Below are 24976 nucleotides of genomic sequence, written 5' to 3' on the forward strand. Positions count from 1 at the left end.
ACATTTCGAACCCGGAAGCTAAGCCTTTCAGCGCCGATGGTACTGCAGGGGGGACCCTGTGGGAGAGTAGGACGCCGCCGAACAATTCTTCAGCCGTGCCCCCGGACTTCTGTCCGGGGGCACGGCTATTTGCGTGGGCAACACCCGTTGTTCATGTTGAGATCAGCATCCACTCACCGGTCACCGTAATCCTGGCGTTGACGGGCAAGTGGAGGTGGGCCTGATGCAGCAGTTCCTGGATCGGGGTGCTGAAGTCGCGGCGCTCGAGGACGAGTTCTCCTCGGCGGTGGACGATCGCCATACCGTCGCGGTGGATTCCGCGACCTCCGCCCTTCACCTTGCGCTGCTGTCGCTGGGTATCGGTGCCGGCGAGGAAGTGATCCTCCCGTCGTTCGCCCCGGTGGAGACCGCGGACGCGGTCCGGCTGGTCGGCGCGGTGCCCGTGTTCGCGGACATCGATCCGCTCACCTTCTGCCTCGACCCGGAGGCCGTCGCTGCGGCGATCACGCCGCTGACGGTGGCGATCCTGCCGGTGCACCTGTTCGGTCATCCCGCGGCCGTCGACCAGCTCGCGGACCTGGCGGCGCGGCACGGCCTGGCGATCGTCGAGGACGCCACCCAGGCGCAGGCCGCGACGCTTGCCGGCCGGCGGGTCGGCACGTACGGCGCGCTGAGCGTCTTCGCCCTCGCGGAGGGCGCCGTGGTGACCACGGAGCACCCCGAACTGGCCTCCTGCGTCAAGCGTTTGAGGGACGGTGCGCACTCGGCGGCGCGACTCGCCGACAACCGGGCCGCGAGCGGACGCGCCGCGCTGCGCAAGCTGGAGGGCTCGATCGCGCGGCAGCGGGCCCACTGCCGGTACCTGGACTCCGCCCTGACGGGCGTGCTGGTGCCGTACGTCGAGCCGGGCGCGCACCACGTCTACCACCGCTACACGGTCCGCATACCGGGCAACGGCCGCCCCGACCGCGACGCGTTCGCGATGGCGCTGGCCTCCCGCGGCGTGCGGGCCGATGTGAGCATCCCGACCCCGGTGCACCGGATGCCGAAGTACCGGTCGCAGTCCTTCCTGCCGCGGACCGAGGCGGCCTCCGGCGAGACGCTGTCCCTGCCGGTCCACCCCGGGCTCACGGAGAAGGAGTTGAAGCGGATGGCCGAGGCGTGCAACACCCTCGGCGGACTGCTCTGAGTGGACGCCGGGCGGATTTCCGAACCCGGCGGTCGATGGGTTAAGATCCTTCACGTCGACGCGCCCCAATAGCTCAGTCGGCAGAGCGTCTCCATGGTAAGGAGAAGGTCTACGGTTCGATTCCGTATTGGGGCTCAGAGAAAGAAGGCCCCCGCCATTCGGCGGGGGCCTTCTTCATTTTGGTGCTTCATTTTGGTGTTCGTCGGTGCAGGGCTACGCGGGCAGTTCCGGAACGCGCATGGCGAGAATGGCCATGTCGTCGGAGGGCGCGTCGGAGGCGAAGCGCTCCACCGCGCGCTGGATACGGGCTGCGACGGCACCGGCGGTGAGGCCCGTGCAGGTGGCCAGGACGTCGGCGAGGCCGTCGTCACCGAGCATGCGGGTGCCCTCGCGGCGTTCGGTGACGCCGTCGGTGACGCAGAGCAGCACGTCACCGGGGGCGAGGGTGACGTTCTGCTCGACGAGTTCGAGGTCCTCGATGACGCCGAGCAGGGGCTGGGGCTCGGCCGCGGGCTCGACGGCGCCGGTCTGGCGCAGACGGAGCGGCAGCGGGTGGCCGGCGCAGACGACCTTCAGTTCGGCGCTGCCGTCGGCCTGGGGCCACAACTCGCCGTACAGGAGGGTCAGGAAGCGGCTGCGGGAGCCCTCGTCGAGGATGGCCGCGTTGAGGCGTTCCAGGACGGACGGCCCGCTGAAGCCCTCGCGGGCGAGCAGGCGCAGCGCGTGCCGGGCGAGGCCGGTGACGGCGGCGGCCTCGGGGCCGGTGCCGCAGACGTCGCCGATGGCGAAGCCCCAGCAGCCGTCGCGGATCGGGAAGACGTCGTAGAAGTCGCCGCCGACCTCGTTGCCCTCGCCGGCTGCGCGGTAGACCACCTCGACCTCGACACCGGGGATGACCGGCAGGCCGGGCGGCAGGAGGCTGCGCTGGAGGGACTGGCTGATGGCCGTGCGCTCGCTGTAGAGGCGGGCGTTGTCCAGGGCGAGGGCGGCGCGGCGGGAGAGGTCCTCGGCGAGTTCGAGGATCTCCTGCCGGAAGCGTTCGTCGGCGGCCCTGCCGAGGGTCAGCATCCCGATGACGCGGTTGCGGGCCACCAGGGGCAGCACGACGGTCTCGCCGCCGACCGCGGCGGCGGTCGCCAGGGCCGTGCCGGGGCCGGCGGCGGGCCGCCCCGCCTCGCCGAGCCCGAGGCTGCGCAGGGAGGCGCGCAGGGCCGTGGAGTGGGCGGCGTCGGACGGGGCGGTCCAGACGCGTGCGCCGGGCGTGGGGTCGGGCCGGGGCGGGGCGAGGCGGGACAGGAGCGCCTTGATGCCGTCGATGCGGTCCTCGTCCTCGTGCAGGACGAAGGCGAGTTCGGGCTCGGAGGCCTGGTCGGCGATGGTGTAGACGGCGCACCAACTGGCCAGGGTGGGCACCGTCATCTGGGCCATCAGCGCGAGGGTCTGGTCGCGTTCCAGGGTGCCGGCCAGCAGGTCGGAGGCCTCGACGAGGAAGGACAGCGAGCCGCGGCGCAGGCGTTCGAGCTCCGTGAGCCGGGCGCTCTCGACGGCGAGGGCGATGCGGTCCGCGGCGAACTGGAGCCGCAGGGCCTCCTCGTTGCTGTAGCGGCCGGGGGTCTCGGCGGCGACGCCGAGGGATCCGGTGAGGCGTCCTTCGACCTTGAGCGGCACGGTGATGACGGACCGCATGCCGGTGCCGGCGAGCAGCGGGACGGCGCCGGGGACGGCCGTCAGGTCCTCGTGGACGGCGGGCATGCGGGCGCTGCCGTAGCGGCCGGTGCCGGCCTCCACGGGGACGCGGGCGAAGCGCTGACGGGCCGAGGGCAGGCCGGTGGAGGCGCGTACCTCCAACTCGGTCTCGTCGTCGGTGGCGAGGAGCAGGTAGGCGGCGTCGCCGTCGAGCATGTCGCGGGCGCGCTCCACGGTGCGCTGGAGCAGGCCGTCGAGGTCGTCGGGCGCGGGGGAGCCGATGAACGACTCGAAGGGGTCGGCGGCCTTGCCGCGGTCCATGCCGCCGTCGGCGGAGACGCCGCCGCCGCGTCCGGGGTTCTGCAGCACGGCACGCGCGTCCTCGCGCACCAGCAGGCATACGGTGGAGGGCTCGCCGGAGGTGTCGCGGACGCGCAAGTGGGTGCCGTACACCGGCATGATGCGGCCGTCGGCGCCGCGGACGCCGTAACTGCCCTCCCAGCGGGAGAGCAGCAGGGCCTCGGCGATGCCGTGGCCGGTGCCGGGGGTCTGCGGCCAGGCGGCGAGATCGCCGAGCGGCTTGCCGACGATCTGCTCGTCGGGGTGGCCGAAGAGTTCGGCGGCGTCCTGGTTCCAGCGCGTGATGATGCCGGCACGGTCGACCTGGACGACGGCGACACGGACCTGCTCGTCGGCGAGCGGCAGGGCGGCGGCGGGCAGGGCCGGTCCGGCGGAGCGGGTGCCGGCGGGGCGCTGGGGCAGGTCCAGGTGGAACCAGACGTGCTTGTTGGCCGGCGTGTACTCCACGCCCCAGCGGGCGGCGAGGGCCGAGCACAGGAGCAGGCCGCGGCCGCCCTCGTGGTCGGGGTGGATCTGCTTCTTGGCGTCGTGCAGCGGCAGCTCGCGCTCGGGGTAGCGGTCGGCGACCTCGATGCGGACGGCGGATTCGTAGCGCAGGCACTGGACGTCGGCGGCGGTTCCCGCGTGGACCACGGCGTTCGTGACCAGTTCGCTGGTGAGGACGACGGCGTCGTCGACGACCTCGGCGAAGCCCCAGCCCTGGAGCGTGTCGCGGACGAAAGCGCGTGCGGTGGCGACCGAGCGTCCCACCGGCTCGAAGGTGGCCGCTGCGCGCGCCGTGATCACAGATCTCCTTGTTTGTCCGGGGACGTCACCATGTGTCATCCGCTGTACTGTCACCACCGGCCCCCACTTCGAGGTGTACGCCCGGCCCAAGGTGGGCAACCGCATGCCAGGTTACTTACCCCCGGCGACCACGCGTGTGCCGGTTGGGGGTGTTCCTGCCCCGATCGTGGCGACGGTCATATGCGATGCTGCCGAACTGTTATGGCCGGGTGCGGGCATGGTGAAACACTGGGCATGCCTGAACGAGGCACATGCAGTTCGGTCGACCCTCCGGGAGGGACACGGTGGAGTCTGGCGCATCGGCGCGAGGCGGCGCGGCACCCGCGGCGAAGCGGGGTGGTTCCGCGCGGGTGAAGCATGCGCGTTCGCGCACCAATGGGACCGTCGAGGTGGACTCGGCCGCACTGCACAGATTGCTGTCCGCCCTGGAGTCGATGCGGGACGGCAACTTCCGCAAGCGGCTCACGGTCACCGGCGACGGCGTCATGGCGGAGATCGCCGCCGTGTTCAACGAGGTCGCCGACCGCAACCAGCACCTCACCGGTGAGCTCGCCCGGGTCCGCCGGGTCGTCGGCCGGGAGGGCAAGCTCGCGGAGCGCCTGGAGACGGGGGCGTGCGAGGGCTCGTGGGCGGCCGCCATCGACGCCTCCAACGCGCTGGTGGACGATCTCGTGCGGCCCATGTCCGAGGTCGGCCGCGTGCTGTCGGCGGTCGCCGAGGGCGACCTGGAGCAGCGCATGGAACTGCGCTCGCAGGGGCCGGACGGCGCCGCGCACCCGCTGCGCGGCGAGTTCCTCAAGGTCGGGCGCACGGTCAACGGGCTGGTCGACCAGCTGTCCACGTTCACCGACGAGGTGACCCGGGTGGCCAGCGAGGTCGGCACCGAGGGCAAGCTCGGCGGCCAGGCCCGGGTGCGCGGCATGGCCGGCTCCTGGAAGGACCTGACCGACTCGGTCAACACCATGGCCTCCCGGCTGACGGCGCAGGTGCGCGACATCGCGCTGGTGACGACGGCGGTCGCCAAGGGCGACCTGTCGCGCAAGGTCACCGTGCACGTGGCCGGCGAGATGCTGGAGCTGAAGAACACCGTCAACACGATGGTGGACCAGCTGTCCTCCTTCGCGTCCGAGGTGACCCGGGTGGCCCGCGAGGTGGGCACCGAGGGCCAGCTCGGCGGCCAGGCCAAGGTGGCCGGCGTCGACGGCGTGTGGAAGGACCTGACCGACTCCGTCAACCTGATGGCCGGCAATCTGACGGCCCAGGTGCGCGACATCGCGCAGGTCACGACGGCGGTCGCCAACGGCGACCTGTCGCAGAAGATCACCATCGGCGCGCGCGGCGAGGTCGCGCAGCTCGCCGAGACCGTGAACGCGATGACCGAGACCCTGCGCACCTTCGCCGACGAGGTGACCCGCGTCGCCGGCGAGGTCGGCGCGCAGGGCCGCCTCGGCGGCCAGGCGCAGGTGCCGGGCGCCGCGGGCATCTGGAAGGACCTCACCGACTCGGTGAACATGGCCTTCCGCAACCTGACCGGCCAGGTGCGCGACATCGCGCAGGTCACGACGGCGGTCGCCAACGGCGACCTGTCGCAGAAGGTCACCGTGGTCGTCTCCGGCGAGATGCTGGAGCTGAAGAACACCGTGAACACGATGGTCGACCAGCTGTCGGCCTTCGGCGCCGAGGTGACCCGGGTGGCCCGGGAGGTCGGTGTCGAGGGTGAGCTGGGCGGCCAGGCGCAGGTGCCGGGTGCGGCGGGTCTGTGGAAGGACCTGACGGATTCGGTGAACACCGCCTTCCGCAACCTGACCGGCCAGGTGCGCAACATCGCCCAGGTGACGACGGCGGTCGCCAACGGCGACCTGTCGCAGAAGGTCACGGTGGACGTCTCCGGCGAGATGCTGGAGCTGAAGAACACCGTGAACCGGATGGTCGACCAGCTGTCCTCCTTCGCCAACCAGGTCACGCGCATGGCGCGCGACGTGGGCACCGAGGGCCGGCTCGGCGGTCAGGCGCGCGTCGACGGCGTGAGCGGCGTGTGGAAGGAGCTGACGGACTCCGTCAACTTCATGGCGGGCAACCTGACCTCGCAGGTCCGCCAGATCGCCCAGGTGACGACGGCCGTGGCCCGCGGTGACCTGTCGCAGAAGGTCGACGTGGACGCGCGCGGCGAGATCCTGGAGCTGAAGAACACCATCAACACGATGGTCGACCAGCTGTCGGCGTTCGCCGAGCAGGTGACCCGGGTGGCCCGCGAGGTGGGCACCGAGGGCCGCCTCGGCGGCCAGGCGCAGGTGCCCGGCGTGGCCGGTGTGTGGCGCGACCTGACGGACTCGGTGAACGGCATGGCTGGCAACCTCACCGCCCAGGTGCGCAACATCGCCCAGGTCGCGACCGCGGTGGCCCGCGGTGACCTGTCGCAGAAGATCGACGTCGACGCGCGCGGCGAGATCCTGGAGCTGAAGAACGTCCTCAACACGATGGTCGACCAGCTGTCGGCGTTCGCCGACCAGGTGACCCGGGTGGCCCGCGAGGTGGGCACCGACGGCATCCTGGGCGGTCAGGCCGAGGTCAAGGGCGTGTCGGGTACGTGGAAGGACCTGACTCAGTCCGTCAACTTCATGGCCAACAACCTGACCATGCAGGTGCGCAACATCGCCGAGGTCACCACGGCGGTCGCGCAGGGCGACCTGTCGAAGAAGATCACCGTCGACGCCAAGGGCGAGATCCTCGCCCTGGTGACGACCGTCAACACGATGGTCGACACGCTGTCCGCCTTCGCCGACGAGGTCACGCGCGTGGCCCGCGAGGTGGGCACCGACGGCATCCTCGGCGGCCAGGCCCGGGTGCGGGACGTCTCCGGCATCTGGAAGGACCTCACCGACAACGTCAACCTGATGGCCAACAACCTGACCGGTCAGGTGCGTTCGATCTCCTCCGTGGCCACGGCGGTCGCCAACGGCGACCTCACCAAGAAGATCACCGTCGAGGCGCGCGGCGAGGTCGCCCAGCTCGCCGAGACCATCAACACGATGGTCGACACGCTGTCCGCCTTCGGTGACGAGGTCACGCGAGTGGCCCGCGAGGTGGGCACGGACGGCATCCTCGGCGGTCAGGCCCGCGTGCCGGGAGTGTCCGGCTCGTGGAAGGACCTCACCGAGTCCGTCAACAACATGGCGTCCAACCTGACCGGCCAGGTCCGCAACATCGCGATGGTCACCACCGCGGTGGCCCGCGGCGACCTGTCCAAGAAGATCGACGTCGACGCGCACGGCGAGATCCTGGAGCTCAAGACCACCATCAACACGATGGTCGACCAGCTGTCCGCCTTCGGTGACGAGGTCACGCGAGTGGCCCGCGAGGTGGGCACCGAGGGCCGCCTCGGCGGCCAGGCGCGCGTGCCGGGTGTCTCGGGCATCTGGAAGGACCTCACCGAGTCCGTCAACCTGATGGCCAACAACCTGACCCGTCAGGTGCGCAACATCGCCCAGGTGGCCACCGCGGTGACCCGCGGCGACCTCAACATCCGCACGGACGTGGACGCGGCCGGCGAGATCCTGGAGCTGCAGGACTACATCAACACCATGATCGTCCGGCTCCGCGAGACCACGCTCGCCAACAAGGAGCAGGACTGGCTGAAGGGCAACCTCGCCCGCATCTCCGGTCTGATGCAGGGCCGCCGCGACCTCAACGACGTCGGCGGCCTCATCATGAGCGAGCTGACGCCGGTCGTCTCGGCCCAGCACGGTGCCTTTTTCCTCGCCGAGGAGCCGGCCACCGAGGACATCGCCGAGGAGTACGAGCTGCGCCTGATCGGCAGCTACGGCTTCTCGCCACGGACGATGCCCACCGTCTTCCTGCCCGGTGAGGGCCTGATCGGCACGGCCGCGGTGGAGAAGCGCAGCATCCTGGTGGAGAACGTGCCGCCGGGCTATCTGCGGATCTCCTCCGGGCTCGGAGAAGCGCCCCCGGCGCACGTCATCGTGCTGCCGGTGCTGTTCGAGGACCGGGTGCTCGGGGTGATCGAGCTGGCCTCGTTCCAGCCGTTCACGCAGATCCAGAAGGACTTCCTCGGCCAGATCACCGACATGATCGCGGTGAGCGTCAACACCATCAGCGTGAACACCAAGACCGAGTACCTGCTCAAGCAGTCCCAGGAGCTGACCGAGCAGCTGCGGGAGCGCTCCGCGGAGCTGGAGAACCGGCAGAAGCAGCTCCAGATCTCCAACACCGAGCTGGAGGAGAAGGCCGAGTTGCTGGCGCGTCAGAACCGCGACATCGAGGTGAAGAACACCGAGATCGAGGACGCCCGCCAGGTGCTGGAGGAGCGCGCGGAGCAGCTCGCGGTCTCCATGCGGTACAAGTCCGAGTTCCTGGCCAACATGTCGCACGAGCTGCGCACCCCGCTCAACTCGCTGCTCATCCTGGCCAAGCTGCTCGCGGACAACGCCGAGGGCAACCTGTCGCCGAAGCAGGTCGAGTTCGCCGAGACGATCCACGGCGCGGGCTCCGACCTGCTCCAGCTGATCAACGACATCCTCGACCTGTCGAAGGTCGAGGCGGGCAAGATGGACGTCAGCCCGACCCGGATCGCCCTCGTGCAGCTCGTGGACTACGTCGAGGCCACCTTCCGGCCGCTGACGGCCGAGAAGGGCCTGGACTTCTCGGTTCGGGTCTCCCCGGAACTGCCCGCGACGCTCCACACCGACGAGCAGCGGCTGCTCCAGGTGCTGCGCAACCTGCTGTCCAACGCGGTGAAGTTCACCGACAGCGGGTCGGTGGAGCTGGTGATCCGCCCGGCCGGCCAGGAGGCGCCGCAGGCGATCCGGGAACAGCTGCTGGAGTCCGGTTCGCTGCGGGCCCCGGACGAGCCGCTGATCGCCTTCTCGGTCACCGACACCGGCATCGGCATCGCGGCCAGCAAGATGCGGGTCATCTTCGAGGCGTTCAAGCAGGCCGACGGCACCACCAGCCGCAAGTACGGCGGCACGGGCCTCGGCCTGTCCATCAGCCGGGAGATCGCGCGGCTGCTCGGCGGCGAGATCCACGCCGACAGCCAGCCCGGCCGCGGCTCGACGTTCACCCTCTACCTGCCGCTCAACAGCGGTGAACTGCCGCCGCACGGCTACGCGCAACTCCCGCCCGGCGAGCCCTTCGCCGAGCCGGACGCCTACGCCGAACCGCTGCGCGGCACCGGTCCCGCGCACACCGGCGGGCGGCGCGGCGGCGCGGGAAGCAGCCTTGCGCGGCTGCGCCGCCGCTCGGCCCTCACCGAGCGGCCCATCGCCCAGGGGCAGCCGGACCGGCAGCCGCCGCCGGCCGCCGAGTCGTGGGTGGACGGGGCGCACTCCGACGCGTACACCGGCTTCGCGGGGGGATTCAGTGGCGAGAAGGTGCTCATCGTCGACGACGACATCCGCAATGTCTTCGCATTGACCAGCGTGCTGGAGCAGCACGGGCTCACGGTGCTGTACGCGGAGAACGGCCGGGAGGGCATCGAGGTGCTGGAGCAGCACGACGATGTCGCGGTCGTGCTGATGGACATCATGATGCCGGAGATGGACGGGTACGCGACGACGGCGGCGATCCGCAGGATGCCGCAGTTCGCGGGGCTGCCGATCATCGCCCTCACGGCGAAGGCGATGAAGGGCGACCGGGAGAAGAGCATCGAGTCCGGTGCGTCCGACTATGTCGCCAAACCGGTGGACACCGACCACCTGCTCGCGGTGATGGAGCAGTGGATGCACGCGCGGTGACGGAGCGTCGGACGACGGACGCGGTGACCGCCCGTGCGGTGGTCACCGCGGCGGTGCGGCCGGCCGCGGTCATGACACGGAGTGCTCACGGAGGTGTGAGGGTGCGGGAAACGGGGAACCTTCTGGTCCCCGCTTGCGTTTCTGCTACGTGCACAGTGACATGGCGGTGACAGGGTGTGGCGGACAGCGGGGTGCGGCTACCATGACCGGCACAAGGACGGACGGCGCTCAGGAGTCGTCCATGGGGGCGGCACCCGGTGCAGTGCCGGGACGAGGAGGGCGGGCCATGGTGCAGAAGGCCAAGATCCTCCTGGTCGATGACCGGCCGGAGAATCTGCTGGCGCTGGAGGCCATCCTCTCCGCGCTCGATCAGACACTGGTGCGGGCATCGTCCGGGGAGGAAGCGCTCAAGGCGCTGCTCACCGACGACTTCGCGGTGATCCTGCTCGATGTCCAGATGCCGGGCATGGACGGGTTCGAGACCGCGGCGCACATCAAGCGCCGGGAGCGCACGCGGGACATCCCGATCATCTTCCTCACGGCGATCAACCACGGTCCGCACCACACCTTCCGCGGCTACGCGGCCGGCGCGGTCGACTACATCTCCAAGCCCTTCGACCCGTGGGTGCTGCGCGCCAAGGTCTCGGTCTTCGTCGAGCTCTACATGAAGAACTGCCAGTTGCGCGAGCAGGCCGCCCTGCTGAGGCTGCAACTGGAGCAGGGCTCCCGGCAGGGTGCGGGCGGCGCCAAGGAGCCGGTCGGCCTGCTCGCCGAGCTGTCCGCGCGGCTGGCGGCGGTGGAGGAGCAGGCGGAGGCGCTGTCCAAGCAGTTGGACGAGTCGGCGGACGCGGCGGCGGTGGCGACCGCGGCCCATCTGGAGCGCAAGCTGACCGGACTGCGCCGGGCGCTGGACGCGCTGGAGCCGGGCACCGGCTCGGGCGACAAGAAAATTCCCTCGCAAGAGTGACTCCTGCCGGTCCTTTGACGGCCCGTCACCCTTGACGCGTACGGGGCGCGACACGAACGGGCGTATGTGCGGCCACGGGTGTCGCGCACGGGACGGAACGGTAACCTCGCACCATGGCCCCACGTACGTCCGGCACCGCGAAGAAGGCTGCCGCCAAACCTGCGGCCAGGCCCGCGGCGAAGAAGGCCGCCGCCAAGCAGCCGGCGGCGAAGAAGGCACCGGCCAAGAAGGCCCCCGCCAAGAAGGCGGCACCCCCCGCCAAACCCGCGCCCAAGCCCGCACCCTCACCGACCGGGGCCGTCTACCGGCTCACCCGGGCGCTGTGGCTGGGCCTCGCGCACGGCGTCGGCGCGCTCTTCCGGGGCGTGGGCCGGGGCGCGCGCGGTCTCGACCCGGCCCACCGCAAGGACGGGCTCGCGCTGCTGCTGTTCGGCCTCGCGCTCGTCGTCGCCACCGGGACCTGGTCCGATCTGCAGGGTCCGGTGGGCGACCTGGTCGAGATACTGATCACCGGGCTGTTCGGCCGGCTGGACCTGCTGGTGCCGGTCCTCCTCGGTGCCGTCGTCTGGCGCCTGATGCGCCACCCCCAGCAGTCGGACGCCAACGGGCGGATCGTCATCGGCCTGTCCACGCTCGCCGTGGGCGTGCTCGGCCTGGTGCACATCGGCTGCGGTTCGCCGGGCCGGGGCCAGGGCGCCGACGCGATCCGGGACGCCGGAGGGCTCATCGGGTGGGCGGCCTCCGCGCCGCTGCGCTACACGGTGGGGGCCCCGCTGGCGGTCGCCCTGCTGACGCTGCTGACCTTCTTCGGCCTGCTGGTCACCACCGCGACCCCCGTCAACGCCATCCCGCGCCGCCTGCGGGAGGCCGGCGTACGGCTCGGCCTGGTCGAGGTGCGGCCGGAGGATGAGCCCGACGAGGACGCCGTCCCGTTCGGCGACCTGTTCGAGGACGAGCCCGCCGCCGGACCGGGCGGCCCGGAGGCCGCGCCCCGGCGCCGCGGCCGGCGCCGCCAAGAGCAGCCCCCGCTGCCCGACCTGACGCCCGGCGGCCTCGGCACCGTCGACCTCGCCTACGGCGTCGCCGCGGACCTCGACGGCGCGCTGACGTACGGCGTGCCCGGCTCCTCCGTCGTCGCGGACCTCGTGCACCAGTCGGTGCCGCCGGCCCGGGACGACGGGTCCGCCGACACCGCGGAGGCCACCGGCGACCGCTCCGGGCGCTCCGTGCCGGACCTCACCAAGAAGGCGGCGCCCGACGCCGGGCAGCCCCTGCCGCCGCGCGCCGAGCAGTTGCAGCTGTCGGGCGACATCACGTACTCCCTGCCCTCCCTGGACGTGCTGGAGCGCGGCGGCCCCGGACGTACCCGCAGCGCCGCCAACGACGCGGTGGTGGAGTCGCTCAAGAGCGTCTTCTCGCAGTTCAAGGTCGACGCGGCGGTCACCGGCTTCACCCGGGGGCCGACGGTCACCCGCTACGAGGTGGAACTCGGACAGGCCGTCAAGGTCGAGCGGATCACCGCGCTCGCCAAGAACATCGCGTACGCCGTCGCCAGCCCCGACGTGCGGATCATCAGCCCGATCCCCGGCAAGTCCGCGGTCGGCATCGAGATCCCCAACAGCGACCGGGAGATGGTCAACCTCGGCGACGTGCTCCGGTCGGCGGACGCCGCCGGCGAGGAGCACCCGATGACGGTCGCCCTCGGCAAGGACGTGGAGGGTGGCTATGTGATGGCCAACCTCGCGAAGATGCCGCACATCCTCGTCGCGGGGGCCACCGGCTCCGGCAAGTCCTCCTGCATCAACTGCCTCATCACCTCGGTGCTCGCCCGGTCCACGCCGGACGAGGTGCGCATGGTGCTGGTCGACCCCAAGCGCGTGGAACTGACCGCGTACGAGGGCGTCCCGCACCTCATCACGCCGATCATCACCAACCCCAAGCGGGCCGCCGAGGCGCTCCAGTGGGTCGTGCGCGAGATGGACCTGCGCTACGACGACCTTGCCGCCTACGGCTTCCGGCACATCGACGACTTCAACGCGGCGGTGCGCAGCGGCAAGGCGAAGCCGCCGGCGGGCAGCGAGCGCGAGCTGGCCCCGTACCCCTATCTGCTGGTGATCGTGGACGAGCTGGCCGACCTGATGATGGTCGCGCCGCGGGACGTGGAGGACGCGATCGTCCGCATCACGCAGCTCGCCCGCGCGGCCGGCATCCACCTGGTGCTGGCCACCCAGCGGCCGTCCGTGGACGTGGTGACCGGTCTCATCAAGGCCAACGTGCCCTCGCGGCTGGCGTTCGCGACCTCCTCGCTCGCCGACAGCCGGGTCATCCTGGACCAGGCCGGTGCCGAGAAACTCATCGGAAAGGGTGACGGGCTGTTCCTGCCGATGGGCGCGAACAAGCCGATCCGCATGCAGGGCGCCTTCGTCACCGAGCAGGAGATCCACGCCGTCGTGGAGCACTGCAAGGCGCAGCTGACGCCTGCTTACCGGGACGACGTCGTGGTCGGCACCGGCCCCAAGAAGGAGATCGACGAGGAGATCGGCGACGACCTCGACCTGCTCTGCCAGGCGGCGGAGCTCGTGGTCTCCACCCAGTTCGGCTCGACCTCGATGCTCCAGCGCAAACTGCGTGTCGGCTTCGCGAAAGCGGGCAGGCTCATGGACCTGATGGAATCCCGCGGGATCGTCGGTCCGAGTGAGGGGTCGAAGGCCCGCGACGTGCTGGTCAAACCGGACGAGATGGACGGGGTGCTCGCGGTCCTGCGCGGCGAGACCGGCGCGTAGCCCGTTCGTAGCCCATCCGTAGCTCACTCGTAAGTGGGCGGGGAGCAACCGTTTCTCCTGCCCGTACGTCAAGTTAGTGCAAGGGGAAGCCGTATGGCCGTCCGTCATCGGTGCCGGTCACGACGGCAATCCTGATGGCGGACAAACAACGTCCGCCCGCTTGCCCGACCTTTTGCAACCCCCCCTAGACTGAGTCTCCAGCAGGTGGCTACACGCTCGAAAGGCGCACCCGTGTCCATCGGCAACCCGCCCCCCGACGACCGTCCCTCGGTCGGTCGTGCCCTCGCCCGAGCCCGTCTCGACGCCGGGCTCACCGTCGACGAGGTCAGTTCCACCACCCGAGTGCGGCCGCCCATTGTCCATGCGATCGAACAGGACGACTTCTCCCGCTGCGGCGGTGACGTCTACGCCCGCGGCCACATCCGCGCGCTGGCGCGCGCCGTGGGCCTCGACCCCGAGGCCCTGGTGGCGCAGTTCTCCACCGAGCACGGCAGCACACCGTCCCCCACCCCCGTAGCACCGCTGTACGAGGCGGAGCGGATGCGGCCCGAGCCGCGCCGCCCCAACTGGACCGCCGCCATGGTGGCGGCCATCGTCGCGGTCGTGGGTTTCGTCGGCTTCACTCTGTTCAACGGCGGCGACGACAGCGGCAAGCAGCCCGTCGCCGGCAAGCCGTCCCCGCAGAGCCCCGCCGCCAAGCCCTCCGCGACCCGCAGGACCAGCCCCTCACCGGAGGCGACCGACAGCGCCATCGCCGCCGCCCCCGGTGACAAGGTCACGGTCAAGCTCACCGCCGACAACGGCAAGAGCTGGATCCAGGCCGTCGACAGCAACGGCAAGCAGCTGTACCAGGGCAGCCTGGAGCAGGGCGACGCCAAGACCTTCACCGACAAGAAGAAGGTCAACCTCATCATCGGCAACGCCGGCGCCGTCGACCTCTTCGTCAACGGCAAGGACCTGGGCCCCGCGGGCGACCCCGGTCAGGTCCAGCGGCTGACCTTCACCCCCGGCGACCCGGAAGCCGGGTGACGTCCGCCACCACGGGCGCGCGAGCACACCGCGGCGCCCGGCCCGGGGCACCTGGCCCCGGGCCGGGCGCCGCAGCGCGTCAGAGCCCCGTCAGGGACAAAGTAGGCTGAGCCTATGTCCGAACCCCGTACCGTCGCCCTTGTCACGCTCGGCTGCGCCCGCAACGAGGTGGATTCCGAGGAACTCGCCGGCCGGCTGGCGGCGGACGGCTGGCAGCTCGTCGAGGACGCCGCCGAAGCCGACGTCGCCGTAGTGAACACCTGCGGCTTCGTCGAGGCCGCCAAGAAGGACTCCGTCGACGCCCTGCTGGAGGCGAACGACCTCAAGTCCCACGGCCGTACACAGGCCGTCGTGGCCGTCGGCTGCATGGCCGAGCGGTACGGCAAGGAACTCGCCGAGGCGCTGCCCGAGGCCGACGGCGTGCTCGGCTTCGACGACTACAGCAACATCTCCGACCGCCTGCAGACCATCCTCTCCGGCGGGGTGCACGCCTCGCACACCCCCCGGGACCGCCGCAAGCTGCTCCCGATCAGCCCGGCCGAGCGGCAGTCGGCGACCGGCGTCGCGCTGCCGGGGCACTCCCAGGCCGCCGAGGACGCCCAGGCGGCCGCCTCCGCGCCCGCGGACCTCCCCGACGGCCTGGCGCCCGCCTCCGGGCCGCGCGCGCCGCTGCGCCGCCGTCTGGACAGCAGCCCGGTCGCCTCGGTCAAGCTGGCCTCGGGCTGCGACCGCCGCTGCTCGTTCTGCGCGATCCCGTCCTTCCGGGGTTCCTTCGTCTCGCGCCGCCCCTCGGACGTGCTGGGCGAGACGCGGTGGCTCGCCGGTCAGGGCGTCAAGGAGATCATGCTGGTCAGCGAGAACAACACCTCGTACGGCAAGGACCTCGGCGACATCCGGCTGCTGGAGACGCTGCTGCCGGAGCTGGCGGACGTCGAGGGCATCGAGCGGGTTCGGGTCAGCTACCTGCAGCCCGCCGAGATGCGGCCCGGCCTGATCGACGTGCTCACCTCCACGCCGAAGGTCGCGCCCTACTTCGACCTGTCCTTCCAGCACTCGGCGCCCAAGGTGCTGCGGGCCATGCGCCGCTTCGGCGACACCGACCGCTTCCTGGAACTGCTGGACACCATCCGCTCCAAGGCGCCGGAAGCCGGTGTCCGCTCGAACTTCATCGTCGGCTTCCCGGGCGAGACCGAGGCGGACCTGGAGGAGCTGGAGCGCTTCCTGAGCGGCGCGCGGCTCGACGCGATCGGGGTGTTCGGCTACTCCGACGAGGAGGGCACCGAGGCGGCGGGCTACGAGGGCAAGCTGCCCGAGGACGTCGTCGCCGAGCGGCTGGCGCGGGTCTCCCGGCTCGCCGAGGAGCTGACCGCGCAGCGCGCCGAGGAACGCCTGGGCTCGACCGTGGACGTCCTGGTCGAGTCCGTCGACGAGGAGGACGGCGCTGTGGGCCGCGCCGCGCACCAGGCACCCGAGACCGACGGCCAGATCATCCTGACCTCGTCGGAGGGCCTGGTGGCCGGTTCGTTCGTCGCGGCGAAGGTGGTGGACACCGAAGGCGTCGACCTCGTCGCCGAGCCGCTGGGCACGGAGGAGGCGGACAGATGACGGGAGTACCGGCGTCCGCCGCGGGGAACCACCGTCCCGCCGCTTCCGCCCCGGCGGCAGGGGCGCCCGGGGCGGCGGCCGCGGCCAAGCCCAGCGTGTGGAACATCGCCAACATCCTGACGATGGTGCGGCTGGTGCTGGTGCCGGGCTTCGTCGTGCTGCTCCTGCACGGCGACGGTCACGACCCGGCCTGGCGCTCCTTCGCGTGGGCCGCGTTCGCCATCGCGATGATCACCGATCTCTTCGACGGGGAGCTGGCCCGCCGTTACGGCCTGGTCACCGACTTCGGCAAGATCGCCGACCCGATCGCCGACAAGGCGATCATGGGTGCCGCGCTGGTCGGGCTGTCCGCGCTGGGCGACCTGCCGTGGTGGGTCACCGTGGTGATCCTCTTCCGCGAGCTCGGCATCACGCTCATGCGCTTCTGGGTCATCCGCTGGGGCGTCATCCCGGCCAGCCGCGGGGGCAAGCTCAAGACGCTCACCCAGGGCGTCGCGGTCGGCATGTACATCCTGGTGCTGACCGGCCCGCTGGCGACGATCCGGGCGGTGATCATGGGCGCCGCGGTGTTCCTCACCGTGGTCACCGGACTCGACTACGTGCGGCAGGCCGTGGTGATGCGCCGGGCCGGGCTCGCGGCGCAGCGCGCGGCCGTCGCCAGGGCGGCCGTGGCGGCGGCCGTCGCCGTCCGGGAACCGGGGCCGTCCGGGTCCGCGGGGGAGCCGGGGCAGGACGCGTGAACGCCGCCGCCGAGGTCCTGGAGCTGCTGGCGAGCCGCTCCGCGACCCTGGCGGTCGCCGAATCGCTCACCGGCGGGCTGGTCGCCGCCGAACTGACCGCGGTGCCGGGCGCCTCCCGGAGCTTCCGCGGCTCGGTCACCGCGTACGCCACGGAGCTCAAGCGGGACGTGCTGGGCGTGGACGGGACGCTGCTGGCCGAACGCGGCGCCGTCGACGCGGGGGTCGCCCGAGGCATGGCGGAGGGCGTGCGGCGCGTGCTGCGCGCCGACTGGGGGGTCGCGACGACCGGGGTCGCCGGCCCCGATCCGCAGGACGGCCAACCGGTCGGCACGGTGTTCGTCGCGGTCGCCGGGCCCGGGGGGACGGTCAGCGAGAAACTGCAGCTGAACGGGGACCGCACCGCCATCCGTATCTCCTCCGTGGAGGCCGTACTCACCTTGTTGCACCAGAGTCTGGTGACGGGCGGGGGAACACCTGGCGAATCCGCGGCGGCCAAGGGTAGGGAAGAGAGTGGGGGGAAGGGATGTTTGCAGCCCTGAGTGAACACGTCATCGCTCCCCGCACGGCCGACGCCGGAGGCGGTACGGTGGGGCAAGAAGGTTGCGAATTCGCGGTCCGAGGAGGGAGCCACCGATGATTCTGCTCCGTCGCCTGCTCGGTGACGTGCTGCGTCGGCAGCGCCAACGCCAGGGCCGCACCCTGCGTGAGGTCTCCTCATCCGCCCGGGTCTCCCTGGGCTACCTGTCGGAGGTCGAGAGGGGGCAGAAGGAGGCTTCCTCCGAACTGCTCTCCGCGATCTGTGACGCCTTGGACGTCCCGATGTCCGAGGTGATGCGGGAGGTCAGCGACGATCTGGCGCTTGCCGAGCTTTCCGAGTCGGCTGCCGCTGTCGGATCGGCAGCCGCGCCTGTGCGGCCGCTGCTGGGCGCGGTTCCGTCCGTACCGTCCGGTCGTCCGGACGAGCGGGTCACCATCAAGGCGCCGAAGGCGCCCACCGAGGCCGTGGACGTCGTCGCGGCCTGAGGAGCGACACAAGCAGTTCCGGGACGAGGCCCCGGCCGGTGGACCGCCGGCCGGGGCCTCGTTCTTGCTTGGCACGCACGGTGGGACTGCTTTTGGGCGTGGGGGCGTTGCGGCCGGTCTGCGGGTGGGGGTGCGTGCCCGCGCGTGCCCGGGGAAGGCGTACGGATGTCGCCGGCGAGGCGATCTTCTGTGTCCGACCCGACCGACCTTGGAGGACGCATGACGAGCGTCGTTGTGAAGAGCACCCTGTCCGAGGAGGCCCGCGCGACCGTGGGCAACGCGCTGCAGCACACCCTGGCGGATCTGATCGATCTGTCGCTGGTCGCCAAGCAGGTGCACTGGAACGTCCACGGCCCCCGGTTCCGCTCCGTCCACCTCCAGCTCGACGACGTCGTGACCACCGCCCGGATCCACGCGGACACCGTGGCGGAGCGGTCCGCCGCGATCGGCGTGCCGCCGGACGGCCGGGCCGGGACGGTGGCCAAGTCCAGCCTCGTCCACGAGGTGCACGACGGCTGGATCCGGGACGGCGAGGTCGTGGACGTCATGGTCGAGGCGCTGGCGGCGGTCGTCCGGCGGGTCCGGGACGGCATCGAGGCGACCGGGGACGCCGACCCGGTCAGCCAGGACATCCTGATCGGCCTGGCCGCCGAGCTCGAGAAGCACCATTGGATGTTCCAGGCCGAGAACGCCTGAGCCCCGCGCCCGGCGACGGTCGCCCGCTGTGGACCTGAGCCCCGGGGTCGTCGCAGGCAGTAGCCGGTCGTGTACGCCAGTGGAGTGAACGTCGTGCCGGCTGGGACGGCAGAGGTCTAGGGATCTTGACGGACGGGGATCGCACTTCTGTACGGGGAAAGCCCGGGATCCGTCCCGGGTGATTCCCGCCGCAACCTCGGGGCTCCGAAGGAGGCGGCCATGTGCGTCACTCGGCTGTTTCAGGAGCTGTGGGCCCGGCGGCCCGTCCGCTGGGTCATCGCTTTCGTCGCGGGCGCCTTGTGGTGGTGGGCCATGGTCCGGCTCACCGTCCAGCCCGCCCAAGCAGGTCCCTTCGAAGGCCTCGTCGCAGCCGGCGGCTGGGGTCTGAGCATCATCCCGATGCATTCGGCGAGGTGGTCGCGGGGACCGGACGGCGCGGTGGTACCCGTTCGTGAGGACGGCACCCCCATGGGCAGATGGCCATGGGGGAGAGTACCGGGGCCGCGTAGCCGCTCCCTTCCAGGGCACGACGACTCCGCCGTCGGGCGGATGAATCTGGCCCGTCGTGACGGCTGAGGCCGCACGGGACGGGAACCGGCAGAGCCAGGAGGTGCAGGTGTGCGTCACGTCCCCGGGCCGCCCAGGCGGTCCGGGGACGCGGCGCACGCCACGGTCCGCCCATCCCGGGCGCGGGCCAAGGGGATGACGGACCCCGGGACTTGATCGCCGGGCCGATGTGCGGAAGACCTGCTGCCTGATGACCCGTCAGTAATGACGGGGGTCGGAGCGGGACGGCTCCGCCGTCTGCGGGGCCGGGCCGCGCTGGCAGCGGGGGCACCAGTAGGTCACCCGTGCCTGGCCGCGCGGGCCTTGGTCGGCGACGCGGATGGCGGTGCCGCAGCGCCGGCAGGGCTGATGGGCCCGGCCGTAGACCCAGTGGGTGCGGCCGCGGCGGGTGTCCCCGGTCGTGATGTGGCCGTGCCGGGTCCTGTTGGCCTCCAGCAGCCGCTGTGCCAGGTCCACGACCCGCTCGGGCGCCGGGACTTCACCGACCGGCATCCACGGGGTGACACCGCGCAGGAAGCACAACTCGCACTTGTAGACATTGCCGAGACCCGCCAGGTTGCGCTGGTCCAGCAGCGCTTCGCCCACGGGGCGGTCGGGCTGCGTCCCCAGCCGGTACGCGGCCTCGACGGGATCCCAGTCCGGGCCGAGCAGATCGGGGCCGAGATGGCCGACCGCCTTGTCCTCCTCGGCCGTCCGCAGCAACTCCAGCACCGGCAACCGGTAGCCCACGGCGACCTGTTCGGCGTTGGCCAGCACCGCGCGGATCTGGTGTTCGGGGCCGCCCCGCCAGCGCTCGTCCGGTCCGTACACCTGCCAGGAGCCGTCCATGCGCAGGTGGGAGTGGAGGGTCAGGCCGCCCTCGATCCGGGTGAGCAGGTGCTTGCCGCGCGCGACCACCTCCTCGACCCGCCGTCCGGTCAGATCGGCGGTCGCCAGGCGCGGCACCCTCAAGTCGGCCCGCAGCAGCACCCTTCCTGCCAGCGCGCGGTGCAGGCGGTGCGCCGCGAACCAGATCGTGTCTCCCTCGGGCACGGTGTCCCCCCGGTCAGGCCCGCAGCCGCAGGCCGCGGGGTGTGGCGTGGAATCCGGCCGCCTCCAGGGCGCTGCCGAGCGTGGAGGTGAGGGCCGGCTCGCCATTGGTGCGCTCCACCGTCAGGCGACCCAGCGCCCCGTCCCGTACCGCCAGCGCCAGGGCGTCGGCGGCGGCCTGGAGGCGTTCCTCGTCCTCGGCCCAGGCCAGCAGGGTCTTCCCGCCGCGCTCCACATAGAGCACGAGTTCGCCGTCGGCCAGCACGACCAGCGCGCCCGCCTTGCGGCCCGGCCGGTGGGTCACCCCGGCGGGCTGCTCGGGCCACGGCAGGGCGGCACCATAGGCGTTGGCGGGGTCGGCGGCGGCGAGCACGACCGTACGCGCCTTCTCCTGGCGGCTCCCCTCGCGGTCTCGGGCGTTGCTGAGGGCACGCAGCCGGTCCACGGCGCCGTCCATGGCGAACTGGGCTGCGCCCAGGCCCTCCACGACGTAGCCGCGGCGGGCCTGCCCGGTCTCCTCGAAGGCGGCCAGCACCCGGTAGGCGGCCGAGAAGCCGCCCTCGACGCCCTCGGCGGCCACCGCGCCGCGGGTGACGACGCCGTGCCGGTCCAGCAGGGTGTGGGTGAGGGCGTGCGCCCGGTGCGTGGGGTCGGTCTCCAGGTCCGGTACGAGGGACCAGCGGCCGGCCGTGGTCGGCGGGCCGCCGCGGGACGCCGTGGCCCGTGGCACACCGCCCGTCCGCGCGGTCAGGCCCCCGTAGCGGCCGCGCGGTACCGCGCGGGGTGCCCGGTGGGCGGTGGAGCCCGCGGTGCGGCCGGAACCGAGCAGTGCGCGCAACGGCGCGAGGGTGTCGTTGGTGAGCCGGCCCGACCAGGCCAGGTCCCAGACCACCTCGGCCAGTTCGGGGTCGCCCGGCTCGTGCCCGGCGGCCCTCACCTGGTCGGCGATCTGCCGGAAGAACAGCCCGTAGCCGGCCGACAGCGCCTCCAGGACGGCACGGTGGAGCGGGGAGAGCTCCAGCGGCTGGGGCTCGGGCAGCAGCAGGGGCGCGGTCTCGGCGAGGTACAGCGACACCCAGCCGTCCTTGCCGGGCAGGGCGCCGGCCCCCGACCACAGCACCTCGCCTGCCGAAGTCAGTTCGTCCAGCATCGCCGGGGTGTAGCCGGTGACACGGGCCGGCAGCACCAGCTTCTCCAGGGCCGAGGCGGGCACCGCCGCGCCTTGGAGCTGTTCCACCGCCCGGACGAGCCCGTCCGTGCCGCGCAGGCCGTGGGTGCCCACGTGCTGCCACTGCGGCAGGAAGGACGCCAAGGTGGCCGGCGGCACCGGCTCCAGTTCGTGGCGCAGCGCGGCGAGGGAACGGCGGCGCAGCCGGCGCAGCACGCCCGCGTCGCACCACTCGTGCCCGGCGCCCCCGGGGCGGAACTCGCCCTGGACCACGCGCCCGGACGCCGCGAGCCGGTGCAGTGTGCCGTCCGCGACAGCGGTGCCCAGGCCGAAGCGGTACGCCGCCTCAGCGGAGGTGAAGGGGCCGTGGGTACGGGCGTGCCGGGCCAGCAGGTCCGCCAGCGGGTCCTTGACGGGCTCGGTGAAGGCTTCCGGCACGCCGACCGGGAGCGCGGTGCCCAGCGCGTCCCGCAGGCGCCCCGCGTCCTCCACGGCCGCCCAGCGGTCCGCGCCCGCGATGCGCACCCGGATCGCGCGGCGCGCGGTCTCCAGGTCGCCCGCCCAGCCCGGGGCGGCGCCGCGGGCCGCCAGTCCGGCGTCGTCGAGCGGCCCGAGCACGCGCAGGAGGTCGGCGACGCCCTCGGCGTCCTTGATCCGGCGCTCCTCGGTCAGCCACTGCAACTCCCGCTCCAGCTCGGCCATCACGTCGGCGTCGAGCAGTTCGCGCAGCTCCGCCTGGCCCAGCAGCTCCGCCAGCAGGTGCGAGTCGAGGGACAGCGCCGCGGCGCGCCGCTCGGCGAGCGGGGAGTCGCCCTCGTACAGGAACTGCGCGACGTAGCCGAAGAGCAGCGACTTGGCGAAGGGCGACGGCTCCGGGGTGGTGACCTCGACCAGCCTGACCTTGCGCGACTCGATGTCGCCCATCAGCTCGACCAGTCCGGGGACGTCGAAGACGTCCTGCAGGCACTCGCGGACCGCCTCCAGGACGATCGGGAACGAGCCGAACTCCGAGGCGACCTGGAGCAGTTGCGCGGCGCGCTGCCGCTGCTGCCACAAGGGGGTGCGCCTGCCGGGGTCGCGGCGCGGCAGGAGGAGGGCGCGGGCGGCGCACTCGCGGAAGCGGGAGGCGAACAGCGCGGAACCGCCCACCTGGTCGGTGACGAGCTGCTCGACCTCGCCCTTGTCGAACGCCACGTCGGCGGCGCCCACCGGGGACTGCTCGGTGTCGAACTCGGCACCCTGGCGGGCCGGGTCCACGTCCAGCAGGTCCAGGCCCATCAGGTCCGCGTCGGGCAGGCGCAGCACGATGCCGTCGTCGGCGTGCATCACCTGTGCGTCGAAGCCGTACCGCTCGCCCAGGCGGGCGCCCAGGGCCAGCGCCCAGGGGGCGTGCACCTGGGCACCGAACGGGGAGTGGATCACGACCCGCCAGTCGCCGAGCTCGTCGCGGAAGCGCTCGACCACGATCGTGCGGTCGTCCGGCACATGGCCGCAGGCGCGGCGCTGCTCGTCCAGGTAGGCCAGCACATTGTCGACGGCCCACGGGTCCAGGCCCGCGGCCGACAGCCGCTCGCGTCCCTCGGCGGGGTCGAGCCGGCCGACCTCGCGCAGGAACGCGCCCACCGCCCGGCCCAGTTCCAGCGGGCGGCCCAGCTGGTCGCCCTTCCAGAACGGCAGCCGCCCGGGCACACCGGGAGCGGGGGAGACCAGCACCCGGTCGCGGGTGATGTCCTCGATGCGCCAGGAGGTCGTGCCCAGCGTGAAGACGTCCCCGACACGGGACTCGTAGACCATCTCCTCGTCGAGCTCGCCGACCCGGCCGCCGCCCTTCTTCGGGTCGGCGCCCGCCAGGAACACCCCGAACAGGCCGCGGTCCGGGATCGTGCCGCCGGAGGTCACCGCCAGCCGCTGCGCACCGGGGCGGCCGGTCACCGTGTTCGCCACCCGGTCCCACACCAGCCGCGGCCGCAGCTCGGCGAAGGCGTCCGAGGGGTAGCGGCCCGCCAGCATGTCCAGCACGGCGGTGTACGCCGAGTGCGGCAGCGCCGCGAAGGGCGCGGCCCGGCGGACCACCGCCAGGAGTTCGTCCACGTCCCAGGTGTCCAGCGCCGTCATCGCGACCAGCTGCTGCGCCAGGACGTCCAGCGGGTTGGCCGGGATGCGCAGGGCCTCGATCGCGCCCTCCCGCATGCGCTCGGTGACGACGGCCGACTGCACCAGGTCACCGCGGTACTTGGGGAACACCACACCCGTGGAGACCGCGCCCACCTGGTGCCCGGCGCGGCCCACGCGCTGGAGCCCGGAGGCCACCGAGGGCGGCGACTCCACCTGTACCACCAGGTCGACCGCGCCCATGTCGATGCCCAGCTCCAGGCTGGACGTCGCCACCACGGCCGGCAGCCGGCCCGCCTTGAGGTCCTCCTCGACCAGGGCGCGCTGCTCCTTGGAGACCGAGCCGTGGTGCGCCCGCGCCAGCACCGGCGGCGCCCCGTGCGCGGCACCCGACTGCGCCATGATCTCCGCGGGCGGCGCCCCCTCGGGCAGCGGCTCACCCGTGGCGCGCTCGTACGCGATCTCGTTGAGGCGGTTGCACAGGCGTTCCGCCAGGCGCCGGGAGTTGGCGAAGACGATGGTGGAGCGGTGGCTCTGCACCAGGTCGGCGATCCGCTCCTCGACGTGCGGCCAGATCGACGGCCGCGGGTCGTCGGTCTCCGACGCGGGGGACCCGCCCAGCTCGCCCAGGTCCTCGACCGGGACGACCACGGACAGGTCGAATTCCTTCTGCGAGGGCGGCTGCACGACCGTCACCTTGCGCTGCGGGGACAGGAAGCGCGCCACCTCGTCCACCGGGCGCACGGTCGCGGACAGGCCGATACGGCGGGCGGGCCGCTCCAGCAGCTCGTCCAGCCGCTCCAGGGACAGGGCCAGGTGCGCGCCGCGCTTGGTGCCCGCCACGGCGTGCACCTCGTCGAGGATCACGGTCTCCACGCCGCGCAGCGCGTCCCGCGTCGAGGAGGTCACCATCAGGAACAGCGACTCGGGCGTCGTGATCAGGATGTCCGGCGGCCGCGTCGCCAGCGCCCGGCGCTCGGCGGCCGGGGTGTCGCCGGAGCGGATGCCGACCCGCACCTCGGGCTCCGGCAGCCCCAGACGCACCGCCTCGTGCCGCAGGCCCGTCAGCGGGCTGCGCAGATTGCGCTCGACGTCGACCGCGAGGGCCTTCAGCGGCGAGACGTACAGCACGCGGCAGCGGCGCTTGGCGTCGGCGGGCGGCGGTGCCGACGCCAGCTGGTCGAGCGCGGCCAGGAACGCCGCGAGGGTCTTGCCCGAGCCCGTGGGGGCCACCACAAGGACGTCGGACCCGCCGGCGATCGCCTGCCAGGCCCCCGCCTGGGCGGCCGTGGGCGCGTGGAAGGCGCCCGTGAACCACGCCCGCGTGGCCGGTGAGAATCCGTCGAGCGCCCCGGCCGTGTCCGCCTCCTCCGGTGCGCCCCCGCTGTTCCGTCGCGACATGCCATCCATCCTGCCTCGCACCACTGACAACGCGCCCTCGTCCGTGCGGACCCGGGCCGCGCGGGCCGGCCTTGCGGCGGAC

13 protein-coding genes, 1 tRNA gene and 1 rRNA gene are annotated in these 24976 nt (G+C 72.2%); 12 read left to right on the forward strand and 3 right to left on the reverse strand.

Annotation, left to right across the window (positions count from 1 at the left end; genetic code table 11):
- From rrf to ACIP9H_RS36000, 3 genes are all read left to right on the forward strand, one after another.
- A 5S ribosomal RNA gene (rrf, locus tag ACIP9H_RS35990) occupies positions 1–83 on the forward strand; the annotation flags it as partial.
- Between the two features lie 140 nt (positions 84–223).
- Positions 224–1189, forward strand: coding sequence for a DegT/DnrJ/EryC1/StrS family aminotransferase (locus ACIP9H_RS35995; protein ID WP_401593141.1), 966 nt, complete (start codon positions 224–226; stop codon positions 1187–1189).
- 62 nt (positions 1190–1251) lie between these two features.
- Positions 1252–1324: transfer RNA gene (locus ACIP9H_RS36000), tRNA-Thr, on the forward strand.
- 78 nt (positions 1325–1402) lie between these two features.
- Here ACIP9H_RS36000 and ACIP9H_RS36005 read toward each other — a convergent pair.
- Positions 1403–4021 (reverse strand): SpoIIE family protein phosphatase, encoded by a 2619-nt coding sequence (locus tag ACIP9H_RS36005; RefSeq protein ID WP_401963250.1) that lies wholly within the window; start codon positions 4019–4021, stop codon positions 1403–1405.
- Between the two features lie 284 nt (positions 4022–4305).
- On the opposite strand from ACIP9H_RS36005, the gene ACIP9H_RS36010 reads away from it, so the two are divergent.
- The 9 genes from ACIP9H_RS36010 to ACIP9H_RS36050 all read left to right on the forward strand — a co-directional run bounded on the left by ACIP9H_RS36010 (position 4306) and on the right by ACIP9H_RS36050 (position 18617).
- A complete protein-coding gene (locus tag ACIP9H_RS36010) occupies positions 4306–9774 on the forward strand; it encodes a HAMP domain-containing protein (protein WP_401593145.1) in 5469 nt (1822 codons plus the stop codon).
- Positions 9775–10060: 286 nt separating this feature from the next.
- Complete coding sequence (locus ACIP9H_RS36015; RefSeq protein WP_360917201.1) at positions 10061–10741, forward strand: response regulator; 681 nt, start codon at positions 10061–10063, stop codon at positions 10739–10741.
- 113 nt (positions 10742–10854) lie between these two features.
- A complete protein-coding gene (locus ACIP9H_RS36020; protein ID WP_401593147.1) occupies positions 10855–13524 on the forward strand; it encodes a DNA translocase FtsK in 2670 nt (889 codons plus the stop codon).
- 231 nt (positions 13525–13755) lie between these two features.
- Entirely contained in the window at positions 13756–14553 is a 798-nt protein-coding gene (locus ACIP9H_RS36025; protein ID WP_401593149.1) for a helix-turn-helix domain-containing protein, read from the forward strand.
- A 114-nt stretch (positions 14554–14667) separates the two neighbouring features.
- The gene (gene rimO, locus ACIP9H_RS36030; RefSeq protein WP_401593151.1) at positions 14668–16158 is read left to right on the forward strand and encodes a 30S ribosomal protein S12 methylthiotransferase RimO; all 1491 of its coding nucleotides are present in this window, start codon (positions 14668–14670) and stop codon (positions 16156–16158) included.
- Positions 16155–16898: a CDP-diacylglycerol--glycerol-3-phosphate 3-phosphatidyltransferase gene (gene pgsA / locus ACIP9H_RS36035; RefSeq protein WP_401963253.1), complete on the forward strand. Its 744-nt coding sequence runs from the start codon at positions 16155–16157 to the stop codon at positions 16896–16898. Before rimO ends, pgsA begins: the two co-directional genes overlap by 4 nt.
- Positions 16895–17437, forward strand: a complete 543-nt coding sequence (locus ACIP9H_RS36040; protein ID WP_401593155.1) for a CinA family protein — start codon at positions 16895–16897, stop codon at positions 17435–17437. Before pgsA ends, ACIP9H_RS36040 begins: the two co-directional genes overlap by 4 nt.
- A 94-nt stretch (positions 17438–17531) precedes the next feature.
- Positions 17532–17921, forward strand: coding sequence for a helix-turn-helix transcriptional regulator (locus tag ACIP9H_RS36045; protein ID WP_360917182.1), 390 nt, complete (start codon positions 17532–17534; stop codon positions 17919–17921).
- 219 nt (positions 17922–18140) lie between these two features.
- Positions 18141–18617 (forward strand): Dps family protein, encoded by a 477-nt coding sequence (locus tag ACIP9H_RS36050; RefSeq protein WP_401593158.1) that lies wholly within the window; start codon positions 18141–18143, stop codon positions 18615–18617.
- Positions 18618–19382: 765 nt separating this feature from the next.
- Here the strand turns inward: ACIP9H_RS36050 and ACIP9H_RS36055 are convergent.
- Together ACIP9H_RS36055 and ACIP9H_RS36060 are read right to left on the reverse strand one after the other, a co-directional pair.
- Complete coding sequence (locus ACIP9H_RS36055) at positions 19383–20216, reverse strand: DNA-formamidopyrimidine glycosylase family protein (protein WP_401593160.1); 834 nt, start codon at positions 20214–20216, stop codon at positions 19383–19385.
- Between the two features lie 13 nt (positions 20217–20229).
- Positions 20230–24894, reverse strand: a complete 4665-nt coding sequence (locus tag ACIP9H_RS36060) for an ATP-dependent helicase (protein WP_401963256.1) — start codon at positions 24892–24894, stop codon at positions 20230–20232.
- Positions 24895–24976 lie beyond the last annotated feature (82 nt).

This window comes from Streptomyces sp. NPDC088732, from assembly GCF_044751205.1.
GTDB lineage: Bacteria > Actinomycetota > Actinomycetes > Streptomycetales > Streptomycetaceae > Actinacidiphila.

Bases quoted from the DNA above. Each gene is read 5' to 3' on its own strand.
- ACIP9H_RS35995 (WP_401593141.1), top strand. From the start codon at position 224: ATGCAGCAGTTCCTGGATCGGGGTGCTGAAGTCGCGGCGCTCGAGGAC.
- ACIP9H_RS36015 (WP_360917201.1), top strand. From the start codon at position 10,061: ATGGTGCAGAAGGCCAAGATCCTCCTGGTCGATGACCGGCCGGAGAAT.
- ACIP9H_RS36020 (WP_401593147.1), top strand. From the start codon at position 10,855: ATGGCCCCACGTACGTCCGGCACCGCGAAGAAGGCTGCCGCCAAACCT.
- rimO (WP_401593151.1), top strand. From the start codon at position 14,668: ATGTCCGAACCCCGTACCGTCGCCCTTGTCACGCTCGGCTGCGCCCGC.
- pgsA (WP_401963253.1), top strand. From the start codon at position 16,155: ATGACGGGAGTACCGGCGTCCGCCGCGGGGAACCACCGTCCCGCCGCT.
- ACIP9H_RS36045 (WP_360917182.1), top strand. From the start codon at position 17,532: ATGATTCTGCTCCGTCGCCTGCTCGGTGACGTGCTGCGTCGGCAGCGC.
- ACIP9H_RS36050 (WP_401593158.1), top strand. From the start codon at position 18,141: ATGACGAGCGTCGTTGTGAAGAGCACCCTGTCCGAGGAGGCCCGCGCG.
- ACIP9H_RS36060 (WP_401963256.1), bottom strand. From the start codon at position 24,894: ATGTCGCGACGGAACAGCGGGGGCGCACCGGAGGAGGCGGACACGGCC.